This is a genomic window from Kluyvera sp., assembly GCF_047971185.1.
Lineage (GTDB): Bacteria > Pseudomonadota > Gammaproteobacteria > Enterobacterales > Enterobacteriaceae > Kluyvera.
The window spans coordinates 55,051-73,610 of record NZ_JBKDZH010000003.1 but is presented as its reverse complement, the minus strand read 5'-3'; the positions used below and the strand labels follow the sequence as shown (position 1 = coordinate 73,610).

Annotated in this window: 17 protein-coding genes; 12 read left to right on the top strand and 5 right to left on the bottom strand. The window is 55.5% G+C overall.

The annotated features are described in order from the left end of the window. Positions 1-28: 28 nt before the first annotated feature. The 4 genes from speFL to ACK5JN_RS00540 all read left to right on the top strand — a co-directional run bounded on the left by speFL (position 29) and on the right by ACK5JN_RS00540 (position 4,433). The gene (gene speFL / locus ACK5JN_RS00555) at positions 29-133 is read left to right on the top strand and encodes a leader peptide SpeFL (protein ID WP_106875989.1); all 105 of its coding nucleotides are present in this window, start codon (positions 29-31) and stop codon (positions 131-133) included. A 244-nt stretch (positions 134-377) separates the two neighbouring features. Continuing rightward, on the top strand, positions 378-2,573 hold the full coding sequence (speF, locus tag ACK5JN_RS00550) for an ornithine decarboxylase SpeF (RefSeq protein WP_416868356.1): 2,196 nt from the start codon (positions 378-380) through the stop codon (positions 2,571-2,573). Beyond that, on the top strand, positions 2,570-3,886 hold the full coding sequence (potE, locus tag ACK5JN_RS00545; protein ID WP_416868355.1) for a putrescine-ornithine antiporter: 1,317 nt from the start codon (positions 2,570-2,572) through the stop codon (positions 3,884-3,886). The genes speF and potE overlap by 4 nt, the downstream gene beginning before the upstream one ends. 70 nt (positions 3,887-3,956) lie before the next feature. Then, positions 3,957-4,433, top strand: a complete 477-nt coding sequence (locus ACK5JN_RS00540) for a pyridoxamine 5'-phosphate oxidase family protein (RefSeq protein WP_416868354.1) — start codon at positions 3,957-3,959, stop codon at positions 4,431-4,433. Positions 4,434-4,474: 41 nt separating this feature from the next. Here ACK5JN_RS00540 and pgm read toward each other — a convergent pair whose 3' ends face one another. Beyond that, positions 4,475-6,115 (bottom strand): phosphoglucomutase (alpha-D-glucose-1,6-bisphosphate-dependent), encoded by a 1,641-nt coding sequence (pgm, locus tag ACK5JN_RS00535; protein ID WP_416868353.1) that lies wholly within the window; start codon positions 6,113-6,115, stop codon positions 4,475-4,477. A gap of 38 nt (positions 6,116-6,153) precedes the next feature. After that, positions 6,154-6,726 carry a replication initiation negative regulator SeqA gene (gene seqA / locus ACK5JN_RS00530; protein ID WP_416868352.1) on the bottom strand — a complete coding sequence of 191 codons (573 nt, stop codon included), beginning with the start codon at positions 6,724-6,726 and terminating at the stop codon, positions 6,154-6,156. A 183-nt stretch (positions 6,727-6,909) separates the two neighbouring features. Between seqA and ybfF the strand changes: the two genes are divergently transcribed. The 8 genes from ybfF (at position 6,910) to ACK5JN_RS00490 (ending at position 14,546) form a co-directional block, all read left to right on the top strand. After that, entirely contained in the window at positions 6,910-7,674 is a 765-nt protein-coding gene (gene ybfF / locus ACK5JN_RS00525; protein WP_416868351.1) for an esterase, read from the top strand. Between the two features lie 129 nt (positions 7,675-7,803). Further along, entirely contained in the window at positions 7,804-8,097 is a 294-nt protein-coding gene (ybfE, locus tag ACK5JN_RS00520; protein WP_416868350.1) for a LexA regulated protein, read from the top strand. 151 nt (positions 8,098-8,248) lie between these two features. Next, on the top strand, positions 8,249-8,779 hold the full coding sequence (gene fldA, locus ACK5JN_RS00515) for a flavodoxin FldA (RefSeq protein WP_064548295.1): 531 nt from the start codon (positions 8,249-8,251) through the stop codon (positions 8,777-8,779). A gap of 292 nt (positions 8,780-9,071) precedes the next feature. Continuing rightward, positions 9,072-9,524 (top strand): ferric iron uptake transcriptional regulator, encoded by a 453-nt coding sequence (fur, locus tag ACK5JN_RS00510; protein ID WP_013367108.1) that lies wholly within the window; start codon positions 9,072-9,074, stop codon positions 9,522-9,524. A 117-nt stretch (positions 9,525-9,641) separates the two neighbouring features. Then, positions 9,642-10,568 carry a tricarballylate utilization LysR family transcriptional regulator TcuR gene (gene tcuR, locus ACK5JN_RS00505; protein WP_416868349.1) on the top strand — a complete coding sequence of 309 codons (927 nt, stop codon included), beginning with the start codon at positions 9,642-9,644 and terminating at the stop codon, positions 10,566-10,568. Between the two features lie 97 nt (positions 10,569-10,665). After that, positions 10,666-12,069 carry an FAD-dependent tricarballylate dehydrogenase TcuA gene (gene tcuA, locus ACK5JN_RS00500; protein ID WP_416868348.1) on the top strand — a complete coding sequence of 468 codons (1,404 nt, stop codon included), beginning with the start codon at positions 10,666-10,668 and terminating at the stop codon, positions 12,067-12,069. Continuing rightward, positions 12,056-13,195 carry a tricarballylate utilization 4Fe-4S protein TcuB gene (gene tcuB / locus ACK5JN_RS00495; RefSeq protein WP_416868347.1) on the top strand — a complete coding sequence of 380 codons (1,140 nt, stop codon included), beginning with the start codon at positions 12,056-12,058 and terminating at the stop codon, positions 13,193-13,195. Before tcuA ends, tcuB begins: the two co-directional genes overlap by 14 nt. A 55-nt stretch (positions 13,196-13,250) precedes the next feature. Continuing rightward, positions 13,251-14,546, top strand: a complete 1,296-nt coding sequence (locus ACK5JN_RS00490; protein WP_416868346.1) for an MFS transporter — start codon at positions 13,251-13,253, stop codon at positions 14,544-14,546. A gap of 52 nt (positions 14,547-14,598) precedes the next feature. On the opposite strand, the gene chiQ is transcribed toward ACK5JN_RS00490, so the two are convergent. The 3 genes from chiQ to glnS form a co-directional block, all read right to left on the bottom strand. Further along, positions 14,599-14,931, bottom strand: a complete 333-nt coding sequence (gene chiQ / locus ACK5JN_RS00485; protein WP_416868345.1) for a ChiQ/YbfN family lipoprotein — start codon at positions 14,929-14,931, stop codon at positions 14,599-14,601. 50 nt (positions 14,932-14,981) lie between these two features. Then, entirely contained in the window at positions 14,982-16,388 is a 1,407-nt protein-coding gene (chiP, locus tag ACK5JN_RS00480; RefSeq protein ID WP_416868344.1) for a chitoporin ChiP, read from the bottom strand. A gap of 410 nt (positions 16,389-16,798) precedes the next feature. Then, complete coding sequence (glnS, locus tag ACK5JN_RS00475; RefSeq protein ID WP_416868343.1) at positions 16,799-18,457, bottom strand: glutamine--tRNA ligase; 1,659 nt, start codon at positions 18,455-18,457, stop codon at positions 16,799-16,801. Positions 18,458-18,560: the final 103 nt, after the last annotated feature.

The following is an 18,560-nucleotide window of genomic DNA, read 5'->3' as shown; positions in this document are numbered from 1 at the left end:
TTTAGGATATTCATCTGAGGTATACGAAATGGAAAACAATAACCGATTGATGCCCCACATACGGCGGACTACACATATTATGATGTTTGCCCACCGTAATAGTTTCGACTTTCACTTCTTTAACGCCCGATAAGTCTGCCGACTTCGGGCGCCTCGCAGTTATTCCTTGCTAATTCAGGCTTCTAGCCTGCTGCCAGCGCTCGCCATGACAAACCTGTATCTGCCGGCCACCGGACCGGTTGGGTTTGCCACATTCTGAAAAAAGCAATGTTCTGATTTTATTGTCAGCGGGATCGTATTGCTTTTTTTCCGGCGATATCAATTTCTCCATAGAGAAATTGAGGGACTGCTATTACCTAAAATAAAGAGTCGAAAAAATGTCTGAATTAAAAATTGCCGTTAGTCGTTCATGCCCTGACTGCTTCACTACCCAGCGTAGTATTATCAATACCTGCGACACCCACTTTATTGATGTCGCGGCGGCCGTATTATCTATTGAAGATGTTGAGTGCGGTAAACTCGATGAAATAGATGCTACAGGTTATAACCTGCCGGTGTTTATTGCTATTAATAAAGACCAGATTGTTCCGGCTGAATATCTTGCTCGCATTCAAGGGGTATTTGAGCACGACGAAACCCGCAACGATTTCTACGGCCGCCAGCTGGAGGCTGCCGCCCACAAGTATGAAGTCAATCTGCGCCCGCCGTTCTTTAGCGCGCTGGTCGATTACGTGGCACAGGGCAACAGCGCCTTTGACTGCCCGGGGCACCAGGGCGGTGAATTCTTCCGCCGCCATCCGGCCGGGAACCAGTTTGTCGAGTACTTCGGCGAAACCCTGTTCCGCTCCGACCTGTGTAACGCCGACGTGGCGATGGGCGATCTGCTGATCCACGAAGGCGCGCCGTGCATTGCTCAACAGCACGCGGCGAAAGTGTTTAACGCCGATAAAACCTACTTCGTGCTGAACGGCACCTCGTCCTCCAACAAGGTGGTGCTCAACGCGCTGCTGACCCCAGGCGATTTAGTGCTGTTTGACCGTAACAACCACAAATCCAACCACCACGGTGCGCTGTTGCAGGCCGGGGCTACGCCGGTCTACCTGGAAACCGCGCGTAACCCGTACGGCTTTATCGGCGGTATCGACGCCCACTGCTTTGAAGAAGGTTATCTGCGTGAGCTGGTGGCCGAAGTGGCGCCAAACCGCGCGCGCAACGAACGTCCGTTCCGTCTGGCGGTGATTCAGTTGGGGACCTACGACGGTACTATCTATAACGCCCGTCAGGTAGTGGATAAAATCGGTCACCTGTGCGACTACATCCTGTTCGACTCCGCGTGGGTCGGCTATGAACAATTCATTCCGATGATGGCCGACTGCTCGCCGCTGCTGCTGGAGCTGAATGAAAACGATCCGGGAATTCTGGTGACCCAGTCGGTGCACAAGCAGCAGGCCGGTTTCTCTCAAACCTCGCAGATTCATAAAAAAGATAGTCATATCAAGGGCCAGCAGCGCTACGTTCCGCATAAACGCCTTAACAACGCCTTTATGATGCACGCCTCCACCAGCCCGTTCTATCCGCTGTTTGCCGCGCTGGACGTCAACGCCAAAATGCATGAAGGCCAGGCGGGCCGCAATATGTGGATGGACTGCGTTTCTACCGGTATCGAAGCGCGTAAGCTGATTCTCGATAACTGCCACCACATTCGTCCGTTTGTACCCGCCGAGATTGACGGTAAACCGTGGCAGTCCTGGCCGACCGAGCAGATTGCTAACGACCTGCGTTTCTTCCACTTCGTACCGGGGGAACGCTGGCACGGCTTTGAAGGCTACGCGGAGCATCAGTACTTCGTTGACCCGTGCAAACTGCTGCTGACTACCCCGGGCATTGACGCTAACGGCGAGTACGACACCTTTGGCGTGCCGGCCACCATTCTGGCCAACTACCTGCGTGAACACGGCGTGGTACCGGAAAAATGCGACCTCAACTCAATCCTGTTCCTGCTGACGCCAGCGGAAGATATGGCCAAGCTACAGCAGCTGGTGGCGCTGCTGGTGCGCTTCGAAACGCTGCTGGAATCTGACGCGCCATTGCAAGAGGTGCTGCCGTCGCTCTACGGTCAGCATAAAGATCGTTACGCCGGCTATACCCTGCGTCAACTGTGCCAGGAAATGCATAACCTGTATGCCCGCCACAACGTCAAACAGCTGCAAAAAGAGATGTTCCGTAAATCGCACTTCCCGCGCGTCAGCATGAACCCGCAGGATGCGAACTTTGCCTACATTCGCGGCGAGGTCGATCTGGTGCCGCTGTCGATGGCGGAAGGCAAAATCGCCGCCGAGGGCGCCCTGCCGTATCCTCCTGGCGTGCTGTGCGTCGTCCCGGGTGAAATCTGGGGAGATTCCGTGCTGCGCTACTTCAAAGCGCTGGAAGAAGGCATCAACCTGCTGCCGGGCTTCGCGCCAGAGCTGCAGGGGGTTTACATCCAGGAACACGACGGTCGCAAAGAAGTGTGGTGCAACGTGATTAAACCTCAGCAGCCGCTGCCTGCGCTGCTGAAAGGGGAGAAATTATGAGCAAAGCCAACAACAAAATGGGTGTTGTTCAGCTCACCATCCTGACGATGGTGAACATGATGGGCTCCGGTATCATCATGCTGCCCACCAAGCTCGCTGAAGTCGGCACCATTTCGATTATTTCCTGGCTGGTCACCGCCGTCGGTTCGATGGCGCTGGCCTGGGCCTTCGCGAAGTGCGGGATGTTCAGCAAGAAATCCGGCGGCATGGGCGGCTATGCCGAGTATGCCTTTGGTAAGTCGGGCAACTTTATGGCCAACTATACCTACGGGGTTTCACTGCTGATCGCCAACGTCGCTATCGCGATTTCGGCTGTGGGTTATGGCACCGAGCTTTTCGGTGCCACGCTTAGCCCGGTACAGATTGGGCTGGCCACCATCGGCGTGCTGTGGATCTGCACCGTGGCTAACTTCGGTGGTGCGCGCATTACCGGACAGATCAGTAGCATCACGGTATGGGGTGTCATTATCCCGGTGGTCGGTCTGTGCGTGATTGGCTGGTTCTGGTTCAGCCCGACGATGTACGTCGAGTCCTGGAACCCGCACCACGTACCGTTCTTTAGCGCCGTCGGCTCTTCCATCGCCATGACGCTGTGGGCATTCCTCGGTCTGGAATCCGCCTGTGCTAACGCCGAAGTGGTGGAAAACCCGGAACGTAACGTGCCGATCGCCGTGCTCGGCGGGACGCTCGGGGCAGCGGTGATTTACATCATCTCCACCAACGTGATTGCCGGGATTGTGCCGAATATGGATCTGGCCAACTCCACCGCGCCGTTTGGCCTGGCCTTTGCGCAGATGTTCACACCAGAAGTGGGTAAAGTGATCATGGCGCTGATGGTGATGTCCTGCTGCGGTTCGCTGCTCGGCTGGCAGTTCACCATCGCTCAGGTCTTCAAATCTTCAGCGGACGAAGGCTACTTCCCGAAAGTGTTCTCTCAGGTTAGCAAGGCGGATGCGCCAGTTAAAGGAATGCTGGTGATCGTGGTGATTCAGTCCGGGCTGTCGCTGATGACCATTAGCCCGTCGCTGAACAACCAGTTCAACGTGCTGGTTAACCTGGCGGTGGTGACCAACATTATTCCGTACATTCTGTCGATGGCGGCGCTGGTCATCATCCAGCGAATGGCGAACGTTCCGGCTGGCAAAGCGCGTATGGCTAACATTGTGGCGTTTATTGGTGCGATGTACAGCTTCTATGCGCTGTTCTCTTCCGGTGAAGAAGCGATGCTGTACGGCTCGATCGTGACCTTCCTCGGCTGGACGCTGTACGGTCTGGTGTCGCCGCGTTTCGAGTTAAAGAATAAACACGGATAATTAATTACCCCATCCGGGCTGTAGGCGACTACAGCCCGCTTTTTTTTCTTTCGTTGATAGGGCAGCTAACTTGAGTAATCCAGATCGTATTGTCTCCGACCCAGAACTGATCCGCCGTCTTATTCACCGCCAGCAAATTTGCCGTATCGCACTGAACGATGAGAGCAGCCCGTACATTGTTCCGGTCAATTTTGGTTATTTCTATCAGGACGGACGCTGGACGTTCTATTTCCACGGTGCGCGCACCGGTAAAAAGATGCGCTTGTTGCGCAAAAATCCAGCGATCAGTCTGGAAATAGACGGTGATTACCACTTAATTCCCGCCGAGGATGCCTGCGATTATAGCTGTGCGTACGCCAGCATCCTCGCCAGTGGACAAGCCTCGATTTTGCAAGAGTACGAAGAAATGACCACCGGGCTGGACCTCATCATGCGGCAGGCCGTACCGGGTAAAACCTTCAGCTATCGTGACGATATGATGAAAGCGGTATGCGTCGTGCGAATGGATTGCCAGACGCTAACCTGCCGCCAGCATCAGGGAATATGAAAAAGGAGCCTTACGGCTCCTTTGTCTTAACAGCGATGATATCAGGCGTTTTTCAGCACTTCGCTAACAATCTCTACCGCTTCTTTCTCAATCTGCTGGCGATGCTCAGCGCCAAGGAAGCTTTCGCAGTAAATTTTGTACGCATCTTCCGTACCGGACGGACGCGCGGCGAACCAGCCGTTGTCGGTCATCACCTTCAGGCCGCCAATGGAAGCACCGTTACCCGGCGCCGCCGTCAGGCGTGCGGTAATCGGGTCACCGGCCAGCGTGCTGGCGCTCACCATTTCTGGGGAGAGTTTAGACAGCGCCGCTTTCTGCGCGGAGGTCGCGCTCGCCTGCAGACGGTTGTAGCTTGGCGCGCCGAAGCGTGCTGCCAGATCGTTGTAGTGCTCCTGCGGGTTCTTACCGGTTACCGCGGTGATTTCCGCCGCCAGCAGGCACATGATGATGCCGTCTTTATCGGTCGACCACGGCGTACCGTCGAAGCGCAGGAAGGACGCGCCCGCGCTCTCTTCGCCGCCGAAGCCGAAGCTGCCGTCGAACAGCCCGTCAACAAACCACTTAAAGCCCACCGGCACTTCCACCAGCTTGCGGCCCAGGTCGTTCACCACGCGGTCAATCATTGCGGAAGAGACCAGCGTTTTACCCACGGCAACCTCTTTGCCCCACTGTGGACGGTGCTGGAACAGATAGTTGATCGCCACCGCCAGATAGTGGTTCGGGTTCATCAACCCGGCCGGAGTCACAATACCGTGACGGTCGTAATCCGGGTCGTTAGCAAACGCCAGGTCAAACTTGTCGCGCAGCGCCAGCAGGCCCGCCATCGCGCACTCGGAGGAGCAGTCCATACGGATTGCGCCGTCTTTATCGAGGTGCATAAAGCGGAAAGTCTGGTCAACGTGGTCGTTAACGATGGTCAGGTTCAGGTTGTAGTGTTTGGCGATACGTTTCCAGTATTCGATACCGGAACCGCCCAGCGGATCGACGCCCAGCGTCAGCCCTGCTTTCTGGATAGCCGCCATATCGACGATATCCGCCAGCCCTTCGATAAACGGCTGCACCAGATCCACTTCTTTCACATGACCCGACGCCAGCGCCGCATCGTAGGAAATACGCTTCACGCCATCCAGGTTTGCGGCGAGCAGCGCGTTGGCGCGGTCTTCAACCACTTTGGTGACGTTGGTATCAGCCGGGCCGCCGTTTGGCGGATTGTACTTGATGCCACCGTCTTCCGGCGGGTTGTGGGATGGCGTAATCACGATGCCATCGGCCAGCGGGCCGCCTTTCTTGTTGTGCACCAGGATAGCGTTGGAAACCGCCGGGGTCGGCGTGAAGCCATTGTTTTCCTGTACAATCACATCAACGCCATTCGCCGCTAACACTTCCAGCACGGAGATGAACGCCGGCTCAGAAAGCGCGTGCGTGTCTTTTCCGACATAGCATGGGCCCGAAATTCCGTTTTTCGCGCGCTCTTCAGCAATTGCCTGAGCAATGGCTAAAATATGCTTTTCGTTGAAGCTGTGGCGACCTGCGCTACCGCGATGGCCGGAGGTACCGAACTTCACCGCATGTTCCGCATTGCTCACGTCCGGCTGCAGCACGTAATACTGGGCCGTCAGTTGAGCGACGTTGATCAAATCACTCTGCTGTGCAGGTTGACCCGCACGGGTATGGTTTGCCATTGCCTGGTCCTTCTTATGCAAGGGTTAGATTGTCAGTATTAGATGGTACCGCAAACCTTCTCAATCAATTCCGCCGGGAATTGCATTGACTGCATGATGTGTTCGACCATGCTGCATTTACGGCCCGTATTGGTATTGGTAATGACCCAGTATGGCGTATCCGGTACCTGTTTCGGTTTCGTCTGGTTACCGTTTTTCAGCAGCGTTTGCTCGTCGGCGGCAAAGTAGACACGGGTACGGCCGTGAAGGGATTCGGTTGCCTCAGCAAACGCGTTGTTGTCCAGCGAGTACAGCGTGGTCAGCACCAGCATGAAGCGGTTTACCGCTTTCTTCTGCTCGGCATACTCGTCGGAGAGCAGCAGTTCGCGCATGGCGCGGACTTTATCTTTGGTGGTTTTAACCGTTTTCACCTCAGCAACGGGGGCAGCAGCGGGCGCCGGAGCGGCAACCGGTTCTGCTTTGACGACCGGCGCGGCGGCCACGGCTGCCGGCTGGGAAGCGGCGGAGAATTTCAGCATACGCCGTAAAATGTCGGACGCGCTCTCGCCAATGCGCAGAGTGTGGGCTGCAATATAGCGATAGAGCTCGTCATCAACTTCGATCGTTTTCATCTTAATCCGGTGCGATAAATTTTCTGAATACAGTTTCATTGGGATTATAAAGTCAATTCCCAACAGCGGGTAGCGCCAAACCAGGGGAACGGCAAAATTCGGATGAGTTCCTCACTTGCCCCTGAGCGTTAGAATGTCCAACATGATACCCTAACCCGACAATGCGAAAAAAAGAACTTTGCTATGAAATTGAATTTCCGAGCGCAATCTGCACAAAACCTGCACAATAATTCCCCCATCGTCCTGGTCCACGGCCTGTTTGGCAGCCTGGATAACCTGGGCATCCTGGCCCGCGACCTGGTTGCCGACCACGACATCATCCAGGTCGATATGCGTAACCACGGTCTGTCACCGCGTTCAGACGTGATGAACTACCCGGCAATGGCCGAAGATCTGCGTGACACGCTCGACGCGGCGAACATCGACAAGGCAACCTTTATCGGCCACTCGATGGGCGGTAAAGCGGTTATGGCCCTCACCGCGCTGGCCCCGAAACGTATCGATCGCCTGGTGGCTATCGACATCGCCCCGGTGGACTATCACGTTCGCCGCCACGATGAAATTTTTGCCGCCATCAACGCGGTGACCAGCGCCGGCGTCGCCACGCGCCAGCAGGCGGCAACGGTGATGCGCGAATATCTGCATGAAGAAGGCGTGATCCAGTTCCTGCTGAAGTCGTTTGTTGACGGTGGCTGGCGCTTTAACGTGCCGGTACTGTGGGAACAGTATCCACACATTGTCGGCTGGGAAACCATTCCGGCCTGGGAGCATCCGGCGCTGTTCATTCCCGGCGGCAACTCGCCGTACGTCACCGAAGCCTGTCGCGAGGATCTGCTGGCGCAGTTCCCGCAGGCGAAAGCGCACGTCATCGCCGGCGCGGGCCACTGGGTGCATGCGGAAAAACCGGACGCCGTGCTGCGCGCTATCCGCCGCTACCTCGCCGAGTGATTAAAAATCCATCGACCGCGCGCCATAATGGCCGTGGTCGTTGGCGTGCGGGTTCCACTGTTGTATGATTGCGCGCTGTCTGCACCGGGCGCCGCCCGGTAGCTTGTTTCCCCGAAGTCACTCTGAACCATGGCAAAAGAACAAACGGACCGTACGACATTAGATTTGTTCGCAAATGAGCGTCGGCCGGGAAGACCCAAAACCAATCCGCTTTCGCGTGACGAACAGCTCCGCATTAATAAGCGCAACCAGCTTAAACGCGACAAGGTTCGTGGGCTGAAGCGCGTCGAGCTGAAGCTGAATAGCGACGCCGTTGATGCGCTCAACGAGCTGGCGACTGCCCGTGATATGAGCCGCAGCGAACTTATCGAAGAGATTTTGATGAGCCAGCTCGCCCAGCTGCACGGACAGGGGAAAGTCTGAAAAATCCCCCCTGAAGACACTTTCATGTAGCAGAGTGTGCAGTACGGCACGATAGCTGTTTCCGCACCCTTCTCTGTTCTGCTATGATTGCCCTTATCTGTGGGCAATAAGCCACCACCATCTCATTAAGTTTCAAGAGGTTATTTTACTCATGGCAATCGTTGGCATCTTCTTCGGTAGCGACACCGGGAACACCGAAAATATCGCAAAAATGATTCAAAAACAGCTTGGTAAAGATGTCGCTGACGTTCACGACATTGCCAAGAGCAGCAAAGAAGACCTGGCGGGCTACGATATCCTGCTGCTGGGTATCCCGACCTGGTACTACGGTGAAGCGCAGTGCGACTGGGATGATTTCTTCCCGTCCCTGGAAGAAGTGGACTTCAACGGCAAGCTGGTGGCCCTGTTTGGCTGCGGCGACCAGGAAGACTACGCGGAGTACTTCTGCGATGCGCTGGGCACCATTCGCGACATCATTGAGCCAAACGGCGCGACTATCGTCGGTCACTGGCCGACCGCGGGCTACCACTTCGAAGCGTCGAAAGGCCTGGCCGATGACGACCACTTCGTGGGTCTGGCGATTGACGAAGACCGTCAGCCGGAGCTGACCGCTGAGCGCGTGGAAAAATGGGTTAAGCAGGTGGCTGAAGAGCTGCACCTCGACGAAATCAAGAACGCCTGATTATTTTGAGGCGCGATAATAAATCGCGCCTCATTAATAGGTAGAACCAATCAAAATAATAGCTACAATTTTTTAACTTTTCAGCACATACCTGTACAATATCTTCTGATTTAGCGCGGTCTCATCACTCTATTTGTCGGTGAAGCCTCGTTTTTGAAAGCTTAGTTTACCCAAGCCTTGCTGTTTTCATTTTGATAGGGTCATTCTATAATGAGACGCATTAAAACGGGTGAATTCTCTGTGATACTTTCGCTGATGGAAGTTAATCGTTTAGCAACAGGACAGATTCCGCATGACTGACAATAATACCGCATTAAAGAAGGCTGGCCTGAAAGTCACACTTCCACGGTTAAAGATTCTGGAAGTTCTTCAGGAACCGGATAACCACCATGTCAGCGCGGAAGACTTATACAAACGCCTGATCGACATGGGTGAAGAAATTGGCCTGGCCACGGTTTACCGTGTTCTGAACCAGTTTGATGACGCAGGTATCGTTACCCGTCATAATTTTGAAGGCGGCAAATCCGTTTTCGAACTGACCCAGCAGCATCACCACGATCACCTGATCTGCCTCGACTGCGGCAAAGTGATCGAGTTCAGCGATGACTCTATTGAAGCTCGCCAGCGCGAAATCGCCGCGAAGCACGGAATTCGTCTGACCAACCACAGTCTTTATCTTTACGGCCACTGCGCTGAAGGCGACTGCCGCGAAGATGAACATGCGCATGATGGCGTTGAAAAATAGCGTTTCATGATGCCTGAAAAGCCAGCCTGAAGGTTGGCTTTTTTTATGGGCGTAATCTGGTCAATTTGCTTCACCTTACGTATGGTAAAAGCAACTTTGCCCGCCAGGAGACCCGAAATGGAACTTCGCCAGCTGCGTTATTTTGTCCGTATTGTGGAAACCGGCAGTATGGGCAATGCAGCGCTCGATCTCGACATTGGCGTCTCGGCGCTCAGCCAGCAGATGGCGAAGCTGGAAAGCGAGCTTGCCATCCGCCTGTTCCAGCGGACCTCGCGCGGCGTCACGCCGACCAACGCCGGGCTGGCCTTTTATTCCCAGGCTCAGCTGGCGCTGCGTCATGCGGACGACGCCATTCTGGCCGCCCGCGAGGCGCGCCTTTCCGGGCACGTGAGCGTCGGCATGGCGCCGAGTACCGCATCGATTCTCGGCATGCCGTTTATTCACGCCATGCGCGAAACCTACGCCGATGTCCGCCTTCATGTGGTGGAGAGTCTGTCCGGTAACCTGGAGAAGATGATCCATACACGCCAGATTGATTTAGCCATCGTGTTTCAAAAAGAGAAGATCCTTCGCTGGAGCGCCAGGCCGATCCTCGAAGAGCAGCTGTTTTTGATTGGAACGCCGCCACTGCTGGCCAGCATCACGCAACCGAAAATATCACCAGCGCAGCTTGCGCACATACCGCTGATTATGCCAAGCCAGGGTCATGGGCTGCGAGGCAGACTGGATGCTATCTGTCAGGAACATGCGCTCAACCTCGATATCGTGGCTGAAATTGACGGTCTGGCCCTGCTGATGCACGCCGTACGCAGCGGCCTTGGCGCCACCCTTCAGCCCGGCGCCGCCATTTCCCAGGTCGACCAACAGGCGTTAAGGGTGATCGGCGTCCACAATCCCATCCTCAGCCGCCCGAATTTTTTGGTGAGCCTTTCTGATGACGAGCTCACCCCGGCAGGCCTTGCTGCCCGCGTGGTGCTGACAAAAGTCATGCGCCAGCTGGTGGAGGAAGGAAGCTGGCCAGGGGCAACCCTTTACGCAAACTAAAGGGCTCTTTAGCATCGCGCCATAGCGCCAACACGACTCCTGCATATACATTTCAATTACAAATTTAACAATTAGTTAAATGGTAATGGAGTGTACGATGGTTGATGTATTGGTGATTGGCGGCGGCAATGCCGCATTATGCGCCGCCTTAACCGCTCGGGAAGCCGGCGCATCTGTGCTGCTGCTGGAAGCTTCCCCCCGGGAATGGCGTGGCGGAAATTCGCAGCACACCCGCAATTTACGCTGCATGCACGATGCGCCCCAGGACGTGCTGGTTGAAAGCTATCCCGAAGAGGAGTTCTGGCAGGATCTCTGGCGCGTCACGGAGGGGAATACCAACGAAGCGCTGGCGCGGCTGGTGATTCGCACCTCTTCACAATGTCGCGACTGGATGCGCCGCCACGGCGTCAACTTCCAGCCTCCCCTCTCCGGTGCGCTACACGTCGCGCGCACCAACGCGTTCTTTATGGGCGGCGGCAAAGCGCTGGTTAACGCCTATTATCGTAGCGCGGAGCAACTGGGCGTCCAGATTCGCTACAACACGCCGGTGCAAGCGCTTGAGCTGCATCACGGGGAGTTTGTGGCGGCGCTGGCGGGAACGGAACGTATTGAGGCGAAAACCTGCGTGCTCGCCGCCGGAGGATTTGAATCGAATCGCCAGTGGTTGCGCGAAGCCTGGGGGCAAAATGAACGCGGCGAGTGGCCCGCCGACAACTTCCTGATTCGCGGCACCCGTTTTAATCAGGGCGTGCTGCTCAAATTCATGATCGACGCCGGTGCGGATATTATCGGCGATCCTTCCCAGTCACACTGCGTGGCGATTGACGCCCGCGCCCCTCTGTATGATGGCGGCATCTGTACACGCGTGGACTGCGTCTCGCTGGGGGTTGTCGTCAATCGTGAGGGCGAGCGCTTTTACGATGAAGGCGAAGATTTCTGGCCGAAGCGCTACGCCATTTGGGGGCGGCTGGTCGCCCACCAGCCGGGGCAAATTGGCTATTCCATTATCGACAGTCAAGCCATCGGCCACTTTATGCCGCCCGTTTTCCCCGGCGCACAGGCGAATACGCTGGAAGAGCTGGCTCAGCAACTGGGGCTGGATCCCACGCGCTTAACTCAGACCGTGCAGCGATATAACCGCGCCTGCCGGCCCGGAAAATTCGACCACACCAGGCTCGATAACTGTGCGACGGCCAATCTGACACCGCCCAAAACGCACTGGGCGCGTCCTATCGATACCCCACCTTTCTACGGATACGCCCTACGCCCGGGGATCACCTTCACCTATCTGGGGTTAAAGGTGAACGAACGGGCCGCCGTGCACTTCGCCGGGATGCCCAGCCGCAACCTGTTTGTGGCCGGAGAAATGATGGCGGGGAACGTGCTGGGCAAGGGCTATACCGCTGGCGTAGGCATGTCCATCGGCACCACATTTGGCCGGATTGCTGGACATGAAGCCGCGCAGGCCGCACTGAAGGAGCAACATCATGAAGTCGCTTGAGAACCTGATCATTGAGGCGAAAATCCTTACCGAGCCGGAAGCGGAAGTCGAACGCGTCATGCAGGTGTGTAACGCCTGCCGATACTGTGAGGGTTTTTGCGCCGTCTTCCCGGCAATGACCCAACGGCTGGAGTTTGGTAAAGCGGACATCAACTACCTGGCGAATCTGTGTCATAACTGCGGTGCCTGTCTGCATGCCTGTCAGTACGCCCCACCGCATGAATTTGCTATCAATGTCCCCAAAGCCATGGCGGAAGTTCGCTTTGAGACCTATCAGCATTACGCCATGCCCGCCGCGTTCGGCGCGCTGTATCGTCGCGCTGGCGTGACCGTCACGCTGGCGCTGGTGTTTAGCCTGATCCTCTTTTTGCTACTCGCCATGGGGCTGAAAGGTTCCCTGACGCATCCGCCGCTGGCGGGCGATTTCTACCAGATTTTCCCCCATAACCTGCTGGCGTGGATGTTTGGCTCGATCTTTGTGGCGGCGATTGGTTTGCTGATGGCGGGGGTTATCCGCTTCTGGCGGGAGATTGCCCCCGGCGTACCGCGAACGGCGGAAATTGCCGAAGCATCGCATAACGCCCTCACGCTGAAGTACCTCGACGGCGGCCACGGTAAGGGCTGCAATGAGTCCGATGACGCCTTCACCCTGATGCGTCGTCGCTTTCACCACTTCACTTTCTACGGTTTCATGCTCTGCTTCGCGGCCACCATCGTGGCGACGGGCTATCACTACTTCGCCGGTTGGGAAGCGCCCTATCCCTTCTTCAGCGTGCCGGTCATCCTCGGCACGCTGGGAGGGATTGGCCTGATCGTTGGGCCTGCGGGGCTTTTATGGCTGAACCTGCGGCGCTCGCCGCTGCACGGCGATGCGCGACAGAAGCCGATGGATCGCGGTTTCATTTTACTGCTGCTGCTTACCAGCTCAACCGGCCTGGCGCTGCTTGCCGGAAGAGACACCTCATGGATGGGGATCCTGCTGGCCGTACATCTCGGGGTGGTGATGGCGCTGTTCCTGACGCTGCCCTACGGAAAATTTGCCCACGGATTCTACCGCTGCGCTTCCTTACTCAAATGGGCGATTGAGAAGCGACGTGGAAAACAGGCGGGGGTCGCAGGCGACTGACCCCCACACTCTTACCTCTATAAAAACAAGATAAAGACAATGGAGAGCAAACCTCATGGCCCAACAACCATCCCGCGCTGGCACCTTTGGCGCAATACTGCGGGTGACCAGCGGTAACTTCCTCGAACAATTTGATTTTTTCCTGTTTGGATTTTACGCCACCTATATCGCAAAGACGTTCTTCCCCGCCGAGAGTGAGTTCGCATCGCTGATGCTCACCTTTGCCGTTTTTGGTTCTGGTTTTTTGATGCGTCCTATCGGGGCCATTGTGCTCGGTGCCTACATCGACCGAATCGGCCGCCGCAAGGGGCTGATGGTGACGCTGGCGATTATGGGCTGTGGCACGCTGTTGATTGCTCTGGTTCCCGGTTATCAGAGTATTGGCCTGCTCGCCCCGGCGCTGGTGCTGCTGGGACGGCTGCTACAGGGATTTTCTGCTGGCGTCGAGCTGGGCGGAGTTTCAGTCTATCTTTCCGAGATTGCCACGCCCGGCAATAAAGGGTTCTACACCAGCTGGCAATCAGCCAGCCAACAGGTGGCGATCGTCGCCGCCGCGATGATTGGTTACGGCCTGAACCTCACGCTGGGACATGACAACATCGCCGAATGGGGCTGGCGCATTCCGTTCTTTATCGGCTGCATGATCATCCCGCTGATTTTTGTTTTACGTCGCTCGCTGCAGGAAACGGAAGCCTTCTTGCAGCGCAAGCACCGCCCCGACACCCGTGAAATCTTTACCACCATAGTGAAAAACTGGCGCATTATTACCGCCGGAACACTGCTGGTCGCGATGACCACCACGACCTTCTACTTTATTACCGTCTATACCCCAACCTATGGCCGAGCGGTGCTGAACCTGAGCGCACGTGATAGCCTGATTGTCACCATGCTGGTCGGCATTTCTAACTTTATCTGGTTGCCGATTGGCGGCGCGATTTCCGATCGCATTGGCCGCCGACCGGTACTGATGGGCATTACGCTGCTGGCGCTGGTTACCACCTGGCCGGCCATGCACTGGCTGACCGCCGCGCCGGATTTCACCCGGATGACGGTAGTCCTGCTGTGGTTTTCGTTCTTCTTTGGCATGTATAACGGTGCCATGGTTGCGGCGCTCACCGAGGTGATGCCGGTCTATGTGCGTACCGTTGGATTCTCACTCGCCTTCAGCCTCGCCACCGCTATTTTTGGTGGTCTGACGCCCGCCATTTCAACCGCACTGATTGAGATAACCGGCGATAAAAGCTCGCCAGGATGGTGGCTGATGTGCGCTGCACTTTGCGGACTGGCCGCTACCGCGATGCTGTTTGTCCGCCTGAGCCGCAATTACCAGCCTGCAGAGAACCAGCTCTGAAACGCCAACGGGCGGAGAACATGCTCCGCCCGTTGGGTTATCGTAACAATCGTTATTTCGTGGCGTTATTACTGCGAATTTCCTGCCACATCTTATCGCATTTGGCTTTTACCGCCTGGTCGTTACCGGTACGGGTTGCCTGAATACACTGCTGGTAGTCCAGCACGCGTACGCTTTCCTGGTTGGCGAACTGTTCATGCTGTTTCTCTTGCTTCAGCACGTTCAGCACGCTCTGGCAGGCCTGGATTTTGTCTGGATTCCCTTCCGCGGTATTGATGCACGCGCTGTAGGCATCCTTCAGCTTACTGTCTTCTTTCGGCGCGGATGGCTGAGCGCAAGCGGTAAGCCCAGCGGCCATCAGGGCCACAATAATTAGTTTTTTCATACGATGAGCCTCTTCGCGGCGGCAGAGGCTTCCCCCTGCCGCATCATGCATCAGAAAATGGTGAACGGTGCGATAACCATGAATTTCACGTCACGCTCATCCTGGAAGATGTTGCCGTAACCACCGCCCCAGCTTGGGATATCGGAGTGGTTGTCGTACTGAGTGAAGTGCAGTTTGAAGAGGGTACCCTTCGCACGGCCTTCCTGTACGGTGTACATCGCGTCGAGGCTGTATGCAGATTCTCTGATGGTGTTGTTTTTGTTGTAGTAGGCATCCGGGTTCATCTGCCAGGTGGCAGGCTTCGCATCCCATGCGTAAACGTAAGACGCGCCCACTGCCCAGCCCGGAAGATTCCAGTTCTTCAGGTCATACATACCGCCGAAGAACACCGCTTTTTCGCCGTTGGCGTTGAAGTCAGAGCGGTTATCCCACCAGATATCCAGACGACCGTTGGACGATGCGTAGGTTGGGGTCATACGCTGCAGGAAGTAGCCCTGCTGACCATCGGCCTTAACCCATGTTCCTTCCAGACGGAAGTCGAACACTTCATTCAGCTTGTAACCGAAGGTCAATGCCTGCAGCCACGCGGTGCCGTCGTAAATATCGTTCACGCCGCCATCGCTGACTTTATCGCGGGTACCGTAGAACTGGTAGCTGGTGGTCAGCGGGCCGCCAGGGATATCAAACTTGTAGCTGGCTTTGGCGAAGTACTGATCGATATAGCCTTCCGCCTGACCGAATGCTGCTTCCAGCACCAGGTCATTTTTAAAATCATATTTCGCACCGACGGAGTGCAGGTAATCGACTTTGGTCTTCTGGTCGTTTTGATAGAAGTTATCCATCTCCAGATGCCACGGCGCTTTATAGTTGTTTGTCCACATGTAAGAGAAGCTCAGCGCGCCGTTATCGCCGTAGTCAAAGTTGGCCCCGGCTTCAGCACCCTGATAGGTACCCGGCATAAAGCTCCAGTGCGGCGCCAGCAGGGTTTGCCCGGTTGGCTGAATGTAACCGGCACGCGCCCAGGTTGGGCCGAGCTTGAATTTAGCGGCCGCTTTATACAGGCTGATACCACTCTTATCACCGCTGTAGTCTTCGCTGTAGCCTTTATTTTTTGACGAGAAGGCAATTTCGTTCGGGTGGCCGCTTTCGCTGCTTTCCGCCATTTCAATCGCGGTAAACGCCGCAATATCAATACCGAACATATCAGCCGCATAGCCGGACTGGAAGTCGAGGTTGGCGTTCCAGGTGGAGTGAGAAAGGTTGGTTTTATATTTGTCGTGATCGGTAACATCTTTACGGTCACGCTCACGCTGCCAGTAATAGATACCGCCGGTTAACGTTGAATCATCAATGAACCCTTCTGCCTTCGCTTCCGGGGTCATTACAAAGCCTGACATTGCTGTCACACCGGCGATAGCCAGCGCCAGCGTACTACGTTTGCCACTAAACGTACGCATAGTTATATCCTCTTTGACTTTTAAAAATGCCGCTGCAAAGCAGAAGCAAAAAAATAAAACGCTAAAAAAATGAACTTCTGGAAAAAGGTGCTTCAGTACACTGATAGACTATTTTTCGCGACGCGAATTATCAATCCTTTTCCGCAACAAGAGTGCAGGATTATGACAAAGCGCACATATTTGGTTTCAATGTGTAACGCAATGCGTTATTAACATTTTGCCGTTCCAGCCCTTGCGGGGCTTGAATGAAATGTTAATGAGACCGTTTACACATCGGATTTGTAACGCAGAGTGTGACAAAAAGAAAAAATCTTAGCGGCAGGAAATTCGTATTAATTCGCTACGCGAAACTAGCGCGGATGGCGGATAAAAAAAACGCCGCAAAAGCGGCGTTTTGAAGATAGATCTGATTAGCCAGCCCAGGTATCGCGTAAACCAACGGTACGGTTGAAGACCAGCTTATCCGCGGTGGTATAGCGGCTGTCGAGGCAGAAGTAACCCTCACGCTCGAACTGGTACGCTTTACCGGCCTCAGCGGCCTGCAGAGACGGCTCAGCATAGCCCTGCTTGATAACCAGTGACTCAGGGTTCATCACCGCCAGGAAGTCTTCTGCGGCGCCCGGGTTCGGCACGCTGAACAGACGATCGTACAGGCGAATCTCTACCGGCAGCGCGTGCGCGGCGCTAACCCAGTGGATCACGCCCTTCACTTTGCGGCCATCGGCCGGATCTTTGCTCAGCGTTTCCGCATCGTAGGTGCAGAAGATGGTGGTGATATTGCCTTCAGCATCTTTCTCCACGCGCTCTGCTTTCACCACATAGGCGTTACGCAGACGCACTTCTTTACCCATCACCAGACGCTTGTACTGCTTGTTCGCCTCTTCACGGAAGTCTGCGCGATCGATCCAGATTTCAGCGCTGAACGGCACCTCACGGCTGCCCATTTCCGGCTTATTCGGATGGTTAGGCATCGACACCATTTCGCTCTCGCCCTGCGGGTAGTTTTCGATAACCAGCTTCACCGGATCGATAACCGCCATCGCGCGCGGCGCGTTTTCGTTGAGATCTTCACGAATGCAGGACTCGAGCGACGCCATCTCAATGGTGTTGTCCTGCTTGGTCACGCCGATGCGTTTGCAGAACTCGCGGATAGACGCCGCGGTGTAGCCACGACGACGCAGACCGGAGATGGTCGGCATACGCGGGTCGTCCCAGCCTTCTACGTGTTTTTCCATCACCAGCTGGTTCAGCTTGCGCTTGGACATCACGGTGTATTCCAGATTCAGGCGCGAGAATTCGTACTGACGCGGGTGAACCGGGATGGTGATGTTGTCCAGCACCCAGTCGTACAGGCGACGGTTGTCCTGGAATTCCAGCGTACACAGCGAGTGGGTAATGCCTTCCAGCGCATCGCTGATGCAGTGGGTAAAGTCGTACATCGGGTAGATGCACCACTTGGTGCCGGTCTGGTGGTGATCGGCAAATTTAATGCGGTACAGCACCGGATCGCGCATCACGATAAACGGCGACGCCATGTCGATTTTAGCGCGCAGGCAGGCGGTACCTTCCGCAAAGCCGCCGGTACGCATTTTTTCGAACAGCGCCAGGTTCTCTTCCACGCTGCGATCGCGGTACGGGCTGTTTTTGCCCGGCGCGGTCAGCGAGCCGCGATATTCACGGATTTGCTCCGGCGTCAGTTCATCAACGTAGGCCAGCCCCTTGTTGATCAGTTCTACCGCGTAGGCGTGCAGCTGATCGAAATAATCCGAGGAGTAGCGAACGTTGCCAGACCAGTGAAAACCTAACCACTCGACATCGTTTTTGATTGACTCTACGTATTCGATATCTTCTTTCACCGGGTTGGTGTCATCGAAGCGCAGGTTGCATTGGCCCTGATAGTCTTTCGCGATGCCAAAGTTCAGGCAGATAGATTTCGCGTGACCGATATGCAGATAGCCATTCGGCTCTGGCGGAAAACGCGTATGCACCGTATTGTGCTTACCGGTTGCCAGATCTTCATCGATGATCTGACGAATAAAGTTTGTCGGGCGGGCTTCAGCCTCACTCATCGTGGATTCCTCAAAGCGTAAACAACGTATAACGGCATATGATCTTATAAGCCGCGCCCGGAGACAACTATTAGTTGCACAAAAAGGCGTTGCGCCGATGAAT